Origin of the sequence: Streptomyces sp. NPDC059900, assembly GCF_050270335.1 — a bacterium.
GTDB lineage: Bacteria > Actinomycetota > Actinomycetes > Streptomycetales > Streptomycetaceae > Streptomyces.
The window spans coordinates 1-6,966 of the sequence record NZ_JBNNJZ010000434.1 but is presented as its reverse complement, the minus strand read 5'-3'; the positions used below and the strand labels follow the sequence as shown (position 1 = coordinate 6,966).

Here is a 6,966-nt window from a genome sequence, read left to right as displayed (position 1 = left end):
GCCGCCATCAGACGCCCACCACCGACCGCAGGACGTCCCCGTGGTGCATCCGCTCGAAGGCCTTCTCCACGTCGGCCAGCGCGATGGTCTCCGTGACGAACGCGTCCAGGTCCAGGCGCCCCTGCCGGTAGAGGTCGATGAGCATCGGGAAGTCGCGCGAGGGCAGGCAGTCGCCGTACCAGCTCGACTTGAGCGCGCCGCCGCGTCCGAAGACGTCCAGGAGCGGCAGATCGATGCGCATGTCCGGTGTCGGCACCCCGACCAGGACGACCGTGCCCGCCAGGTCGCGGGCGTAGAAGGCCTGCTCGTACGTCTCGGGGCGGCCGACCGCCTCGATGACGACGTCGGCCCCGTTGCCGTCGGTCAGCTCGCGCACCGCCTCGATCGGGTCCGCCGAGCGGGAGTTGACGGTGTGCGTGGCGCCGAGGCTCTTGGCCGTCTCGAGCTTCTTGTCGTCGATGTCCACGGCGATGATCTTCGCCGCTCCGGCGAGGCGCGCGCCCACGACCGCCGCGTTGCCGACGCCGCCGCAGCCGATGACGGCGACCGAGTCGCCGCGGCCCACGTTGCCGGTGTTGATCGCGGCGCCGATGCCGGCCATGACCCCGCAGCCGAGGAGGCCCGCGGCGGCGGGCGACGCGGCCGGGTCGACCTTGGTGCACTGTCCGGCGGCGACAAGGGTCTTCTCCGCGAAGGCGCCGATGCCCAGCGCGGGCGAGAGCTCGGTGCCGTCCGTCAGCGTCATCTTCTGCTTGGCGTTGTGCGTGTCGAAGCAGTACTGGGGGCGCCCGCGCTTGCAGGCGCGGCACTGTCCGCACACCGCACGCCAGTTGAGGATCACGTAGTCCCCGGGCGCGACGTCCGTGACACCGTCACCGACGGACTCGACGACGCCCGCCGCCTCGTGACCGAGGAGGAAGGGAAATTCGTCGTTGATGCCGCCCTCGCGGTAGTGCAGGTCGGTGTGACAGACCCCGCAGGCCTGCACCTGCACCACGGCTTCGCCGGGCCCCGGGTCCGGCACGACGATCGTCTCGATCCGTACCGGCTCGCCCTTCGCGCGCGCGACCACGCCCTGTACCTGCTGCGCCATGAGGTCAGCCCTTCTTTCTTCCGGCGTCGATTGCTCGTCCGGCATCACATGGTTCCTCCCGCATCCTCACAGACCGGGCCCGCCCGCGACGACCCCGGACGCACGAGTTCCGATCACCGGTTCCCGCCGATCCCGATCTGCGGGGCACGGCGCCGCCTAGGGTGGGCGGGTGCGCGATCTCGCTGCTCAGGCCCTGCTGCCGGTCAACACGACGCTCGGTGCGGCGCTGCTCGTACTGCTGCTCGTCGCGGCGACGACAGCCGCGGTGTTCCGCCTCTCCCCCGACGGCTCGTACGGCAGGGCGCGGGAGATGTGCGTGGCCGGGCTGCGGGCCGCCGTGCAGCTGGGCGCGGTGTCCCTGGTGATCGGCTGGGTGGTCCACCACACCGCGGCGCTCTTCGCCTTCCTCCTTCTCATGGTCGGTGTCGCGGCGCGCACCGCGGGGCGGCGCATCACGCCCAACGGCAGCTGGTGGTGGGCGGCGGTGCCGATCGCGGGCCCCGTCGTCCCGGTGGTCGCCTGCCTGACCCTGGCCGGGCTGCTCCCGGTGCGCGGCATCGCCATGATCCCCGTGACCGGCATCCTGATCGGCGGCGCGCTGACGGCGACGGTGCTCGGCGGGCGCCGGGCACTGGACGAACTCCATACCCGCAACGGCGAGTTCGAGGCGGGCCTGGCCCTCGGCCTGCCGGAGAGGGACGCCCGCCTGGAGGTGATCCGCCCCGCCGCGTCGGACGCCCTGCTGCCCGGCCTCGACCAGACCCGCACGGTGGGCCTGGTCACGCTGCCCGGCGCCTTCGTCGGGATGCTCCTGGGCGGGGCCTCCCCGCTCCTCGCGGGCGCGGTGCAGCTGTTCGTCCTGATCGCCCTGATGGCGGTGCAGGCGATCGCGGTGGCCGCGACCGTCGAGCTCGTCGCCTGCGGACGCCTGAACCGCACGGGACCAGAGTGATCGGCGGGGCTGTGTGAGCGTAGGCCCCGAATCATGTCTGTCAAGTGAGTCCGCACTTGGAGGCAACGTTGACGATGAGGACGGCCTTGCCAAGGTACTGGCCCAGGTCGGCGAACCGACCTGGAGGGCGCCGATCTCTGCATTCTGGCAGCCCTGCAATCAATTCGTGGGCCAGGAGCCGGGTACGTCGCAGGAGATCGCGGAGTTCTGCTCGGCGACGTACGGCGCGACGTTCCCGATGACCGAGAAGGTCGACGTGAACGGCGACGACCGGCACCCGCTGTACAAGAACCTCGTGGGCACGGCGGACACAGAGGGGCACACCGGCGACATTCGCTGAAACTTCGAAAATTAGTATACTTAATTGCGTCACTCCCCTGCCGATCAACGGCAGTTGGTTCTAGCGTCACCGCATGGCACCGCGCATACTGGACAGTTACGCCCGCGAGTCGGCAGCGGGCGACAGGCGCAACACGTCGATCACCGGTCAGCATGAAACCAACCTGAGGCGCATCGCAGAGATAGACGCCCAGCTGGGCGAACGCCTGGACGACAAGGGCAAGTCGGCGTGGAAGAAGGGCGTCGTCAGGTCCGACTGGAACAGGCTCATCGAGCGTCTGGAATCGGGCGCATCCGACGGTGCCGTCATCTTCGACGTCGAACGATTACTCCGCACCGTAGAAGACGCGTTCCGCATCGTCGGCGTCGTGAAAAAGGTCCGCGAAGCCAGCGGTCGAACCGTCATGATCTACGACTCCGACGGCGAATTCGACATCACCACGCCGCAGGGCGAGAAGAACTTCTACGACGCCGCGGTTTCCGCCCAGTACTACAGTCACCGCCTCAGCACCCGTGTCCGGCGCGGAAATCGCGGCAAGGCGGCACGCGGCGAGGGGCGCCGCGGGAGATACCGCCCCTCTGGATTCGAAGAGGACGGCACGACCGTCCGCGAGAGCGAGCGTGCGCCTCTGAACCGGGCCCTGGATCTGGCCATGCAGCCGGGTGCCAAGTGGGAAGACATCTGCGACGACGCAACCCGCCGCGGCTTCTACTCGCCGGCCCAGGATCACACGTCCGAGTGCGCAGGTCTGCGGGCCGGTCTCATCGGCGTGAAATACCGGCAGTACACGTGCGACTGCCCCCGGATCCCATGGCAGCCCGTGTCCCTGCGCTCCGCACTGCTGGCCCCGCGCATGGCAGGGTATGTCAAGCTCGGGCCGAGACGGATCCTGGGCCGCCTACCCGGCGAGCCGATTTTCGAGCCTGTGAAATGGCAAGCGTTCAACGCACTCGTCCAGTCGCGGCGAGGGGCGCCCCCGGCTGACCGCTATCTGTGCTCGAAGCAGGACAGCCCGGTCCGCTGCGGCGACTGCGGCGGGCAGCTGACCGGGAACATCGCGTCGCACGGCGCCACGTACGAAGACGGCACCCCCCGCTTTATCTACAGCTGCTGGAAATCCAAGAAGGTCCCCGGCTGCGGCAAGACCATCGCCGACTGGCGAACTCTGGATTCGGCCGTTTCCGCCCTGGTGGTGGACCGGCTGTCCACGCCCCGGCAGCTGGCTCAGATCAAGCGCATCCAGGAGCGGCGGCAGAAGCAGCGGGCGCCGCACGAATCGAAAATCGCCGCGCTGGAAGAGCTGGAATCCTACTGGGACCAGCGCCTGCATGAAGGCAAGGTGTCTCCGGAAAAGCACGCCGTCATGGTCGACGATCTGCACGTCAAGATCGAACACGAACAGGCCAAGCTCAGCCGCCTCGACCTGGCGAGCGTCCCGCCTCAGCTGCGGGAGGAGTCTATTCAGCACATCAGGACCGAGTGGAGCACCGCGACGATGCCCCTCAAGCGCGAGCGGCTACGTCAGGCGTATCAGGGGTTCCGGATCCTGGTGCAGCCCGGCAGTTCGACGGAGAACGACATCAGACACCGGATTTCCGTCAGGCCGATTCAGGAAGCTTCTCCGTGAAGCGCTCGGCGTCGCAGGTGGACGCGACGTCGTCCATGGCTTCGTCCGACATGAGCGGCAGATCCGCATTCATCTCATGGGCCCACGCCAGGTAGTCGTCGGCTATCGGCGATGACACGGCCCCCCTGAATCGGCGTGCATGGCGGCCAGGTTGGAGGAGAAGCTGAAGGAACCCCTGCTCGACAACGCACCCAAAGCTCTGCGAGCTGGGCCAAGTTACTCGAAGATCCAGCCCTTGCGGGGTTGGCAATGCCGTAGCACGGCTAGCCTCGGGCCACTCGGATGCGGCCAAGCGACGGGCGGCCGGCGAGGGGCAGTAGGTCAGCGTCCCGTTCTTCAGGCCCTCGGTGATCTGGGCCTTATCGGCGTCGGTGAGACCGCCGTTCGTCCACTCGGTTTTCATCCCGGTCAGCTTGAGGCCGAAGAAGTCGCGGACCAGCTTGAGCCCGGACGGCGCCTTGGATGCGGTCGTGTCGGTCATGGTGATCATCTCTCTGTGTGTGGATACGCACCCCGAACCGGCGCTTCAGGTACGAGGTGCGGGCATGGGGGAGGCGCCCGGCTCAGGGTGAGCGGGGCACCTTGGGGGGCTGATGCGGGTATCGGTGAAACCGGCTGCTACCGGGGCGTAGGCTCCGCAGCATGTCTGTCTACGAAGAAGAGATCGGCGCCCTTCAGGGCGGCCCGGCCGACCTGCGCCAGTACGAGGGCAAGGCCGTCCTGATCGTCAACGTCGCGTCCAAGTGCGGCCTGACCCCGCAGTACACAGGTCTGGAGCGGCTACACGAGCAGTACGCGGAGCGTGGTTTCAGCGTGCTGGGCGTGCCCTGCAACCAGTTCATGGGCCAGGAACCGGGTACGTCGCAGGAGATCGCGGAGTTCTGCTCGGCGACATACGGCGTGACGTTCCCGATGACCGAGAAGGTCGACGTGAACGGCGAGCACCGGCACCCGCTGTACGCGCGGCTCGTCGGCACCCCGGACGCCGAAGGCCACACCGGCGATATCAGGTGGAACTTCGAGAAGATCTTGATTGACGGTTCCGGCAGCCCTGTCGCACGCTTCTCCCCGCAGACAGAGCCCGACGCCCCGGAACTCGTCGCGGCCATCGAAAAGCACCTGCCCCGCTGAACCGGCCATTCGGCACAATTGAGTGGATAACTTCGAGAAGTTCCTCGTCGGCACCGACGGCGAGGTGGTGGCCCGGTTCGGGCCGAAGACCGAGCCGGACGCTCCCGAGGTCATCGCCGCGATCGAGGCGAACCTGCCGAAGTAGCCCGGCCGCTTCACGAAGGCGCGGCACACCAAAGACCGCCGGTGCGCCGCGCCTTCGTCGTCCCCGGCCGGGGTCCGCCCTATCGCTGCCGGTGGCCCGCGCGGGCCTCCGCCGTCGTCTTCAGCGCGCTCAGCCATCCTTCGAGGCCCTGGCTGAGGAGCTCCGTCGCGGCGGGGACGTTCGCCTCGACCTGCTCGCCGGTGTGGGTCTCCTCGGTGCGCACGAGCACGCCGCCCTTGACCTTGGTGAAGTTCCAGACGTGGACGCCCTCGATGCGCAGCCCTTCACCGGTCGCGGGGCCGGTCCAGCGGATGCAGGCGTTGCGCTTGAGCTGCTCGACGGTCGAGGTGATGTCCAGGCCGGTGGCGGGGGTCGCGGGGTTGGGAGGTATCGGCATCGTCCACCGGAACGCCGAACCCTCGCGGAAGGGGCCGTGGTCGAGGCGGTCCACGGAGGTGACCGGCTGCTGCCAGGACGGCCAGCGCTCCACGTCGGTCTGCAGCTTCCAGACGGTGCTCAGCGGTGCGTGGATCACGGTTTCGGTCCTGTGGCGCACCAGGGCATCGGGGTCGACGCCCTCCCCGCGGCAGGTGAGGGACGTTCCGCTGCCGGGCCGGGGGGCGGCTGCGGCGGGCGCGGCGGCTGTGCCGAGGACACCGGCGACGGCGAGCGGGACGGTCAGCAGGGCGGCGCGGACGCTGGTGCTGCGGATCGCGGGCATGGCGTTCTCCTGGTCGGTCGTGGGGCGGCGGTGCGGCCGTGCGGCCGGCCGGGCGGCGCGAGCTATAAGTTAGCGTGTTCGTTAAAGGTTATAACCGGGCTGCCGCCGGAAGGTCAACGGGTTGAGTGATAACTTCTAACGAACTCTTGAACTTATATGCGCGGGCACCACGCGGATGCGGAGGGCGGCAGGCCATGGCGAAGACGGACGCGACGACGGGCGCGGACGCGGCGACCCCGCGCGAGCGCTATCGCGCCCAGGTGCGTGCGGAGGTCAAGGAGCACGCCAGGGAGCAGATCGCCACGGCGGGGGCGTCCGCGCTCTCCCTCAACTCGATCGCCAAGCAGATGGGCATGAGCGGCCCCGCCCTCTACCGCTACTTCGCCGGCCGCGACGAGCTGATCACCGAACTCATCCGGGACGCCTACCGGAGCCTCGCCGACGCCGTCGCCGCGGCCGCCGCGGACGGCGCCGACCTGGCCGGCCTCGCGCACACCCTGCGCGCGTGGGCGCTGGCGGACCCCCAGCGGTACTTCCTCATCTACGGCACCCCCGTCCCCGGCTATCACGCGCCCGAGGACATCACCGGCATCTCCGACGAGATCATGACGACGCTGCTCGACGCCTGTGCGGCGCCGGCCCCGGACGGCGCCGCGTCACCGTTCGCGGCCCACCTGGCAGAGCGCCGGAACTTCGCCGGCGAACACGCCGCCCCGCCGGCGGCCCTGCACCGCGCCCTGGTCTTCTGGACCCGGCTGCACGGCGTCCTGTCCCTCGAACTGGCGGGCCACTTCGGCGGCATGGGCTTCGACCCGGCCCTGCTCTTCGAAGCCGAACTGCGGGGGCTGCCGGCCGGGCCCTGAGCCCCCGCTATCCGTACGTCTTCTTCCAGCGCACCCGGTGGCGGTGGTCGCTGTGTATATAATAGCTGATGCCGAGGAAGTTTGTGTGTGAGTT

Annotated in this window: 8 protein-coding genes and 1 pseudogene; 6 read left to right on the top strand and 3 right to left on the bottom strand. The window is 68.9% G+C overall.

From position 1 onward, the window contains the following. Nucleotides 1-7: 7 nt before the first annotated feature. Nucleotides 8-1,093: an S-(hydroxymethyl)mycothiol dehydrogenase gene (locus tag ACQKIP_RS35230; RefSeq protein ID WP_427745068.1), complete on the bottom strand. Its 1,086-nt coding sequence runs from the start codon at nucleotides 1,091-1,093 to the stop codon at nucleotides 8-10. A gap of 169 nt (nucleotides 1,094-1,262) precedes the next feature. Here ACQKIP_RS35230 and ACQKIP_RS35225 point away from each other — a divergent pair, with 169 nt between their 5' ends. The 3 genes and pseudogenes from ACQKIP_RS35225 (at nucleotide 1,263) to ACQKIP_RS35215 (ending at nucleotide 4,012) form a co-directional block, all read left to right on the top strand. Then, nucleotides 1,263-2,045, top strand: coding sequence for an ABC transporter permease (locus ACQKIP_RS35225; RefSeq protein WP_365859487.1), 783 nt, complete (start codon nucleotides 1,263-1,265; stop codon nucleotides 2,043-2,045). Nucleotides 2,046-2,196: 151 nt separating this feature from the next. Continuing rightward, nucleotides 2,197-2,382 (top strand): annotated as a pseudogene (locus ACQKIP_RS35220) (glutathione peroxidase); the annotation flags it as partial. A gap of 76 nt (nucleotides 2,383-2,458) precedes the next feature. Next, nucleotides 2,459-4,012: a recombinase family protein gene (locus ACQKIP_RS35215; RefSeq protein WP_365859489.1), complete on the top strand. Its 1,554-nt coding sequence runs from the start codon at nucleotides 2,459-2,461 to the stop codon at nucleotides 4,010-4,012. On the opposite strand, the gene ACQKIP_RS35210 is transcribed toward ACQKIP_RS35215, so the two are convergent. Beyond that, nucleotides 3,984-4,493, bottom strand: a complete 510-nt coding sequence (locus ACQKIP_RS35210) for a hypothetical protein (protein ID WP_365859491.1) — start codon at nucleotides 4,491-4,493, stop codon at nucleotides 3,984-3,986. The two genes, ACQKIP_RS35215 and ACQKIP_RS35210, sit on opposite strands and share 29 nt — an antisense overlap. Before the next feature lie 161 nt (nucleotides 4,494-4,654). On the opposite strand from ACQKIP_RS35210, the gene ACQKIP_RS35205 reads away from it, so the two are divergent. Continuing rightward, nucleotides 4,655-5,143 (top strand): glutathione peroxidase, encoded by a 489-nt coding sequence (locus ACQKIP_RS35205; protein WP_365859493.1) that lies wholly within the window; start codon nucleotides 4,655-4,657, stop codon nucleotides 5,141-5,143. 22 nt (nucleotides 5,144-5,165) lie between these two features. Further along, complete coding sequence (locus ACQKIP_RS35200; RefSeq protein WP_427745067.1) at nucleotides 5,166-5,288, top strand: hypothetical protein; 123 nt, start codon at nucleotides 5,166-5,168, stop codon at nucleotides 5,286-5,288. 79 nt (nucleotides 5,289-5,367) lie between these two features. Here the strand turns inward: ACQKIP_RS35200 and ACQKIP_RS35195 are convergent, their stop codons facing one another. Beyond that, nucleotides 5,368-6,009: an SRPBCC family protein gene (locus ACQKIP_RS35195; protein ID WP_365859495.1), complete on the bottom strand. Its 642-nt coding sequence runs from the start codon at nucleotides 6,007-6,009 to the stop codon at nucleotides 5,368-5,370. A 194-nt stretch (nucleotides 6,010-6,203) separates the two neighbouring features. On the opposite strand from ACQKIP_RS35195, the gene ACQKIP_RS35190 reads away from it, so the two are divergent. Continuing rightward, on the top strand, nucleotides 6,204-6,872 hold the full coding sequence (locus ACQKIP_RS35190) for a TetR/AcrR family transcriptional regulator (RefSeq protein WP_365859497.1): 669 nt from the start codon (nucleotides 6,204-6,206) through the stop codon (nucleotides 6,870-6,872). Nucleotides 6,873-6,966: the final 94 nt, after the last annotated feature.

Excerpts from the sequence above, each read along its gene's own strand:
- ACQKIP_RS35230 (WP_427745068.1), bottom strand. The coding sequence starts at position 1,093 with ATGGCGCAGCAGGTACAGGGCGTGGTCGCGCGCGCGAAGGGCGAGCCG.
- ACQKIP_RS35215 (WP_365859489.1), top strand. The coding sequence starts at position 2,459 with ATGGCACCGCGCATACTGGACAGTTACGCCCGCGAGTCGGCAGCGGGC.
- ACQKIP_RS35210 (WP_365859491.1), bottom strand. The coding sequence starts at position 4,493 with ATGACCGACACGACCGCATCCAAGGCGCCGTCCGGGCTCAAGCTGGTC.
- ACQKIP_RS35205 (WP_365859493.1), top strand. The coding sequence starts at position 4,655 with ATGTCTGTCTACGAAGAAGAGATCGGCGCCCTTCAGGGCGGCCCGGCC.
- ACQKIP_RS35195 (WP_365859495.1), bottom strand. The coding sequence starts at position 6,009 with ATGCCCGCGATCCGCAGCACCAGCGTCCGCGCCGCCCTGCTGACCGTC.
- ACQKIP_RS35190 (WP_365859497.1), top strand. The coding sequence starts at position 6,204 with ATGGCGAAGACGGACGCGACGACGGGCGCGGACGCGGCGACCCCGCGC.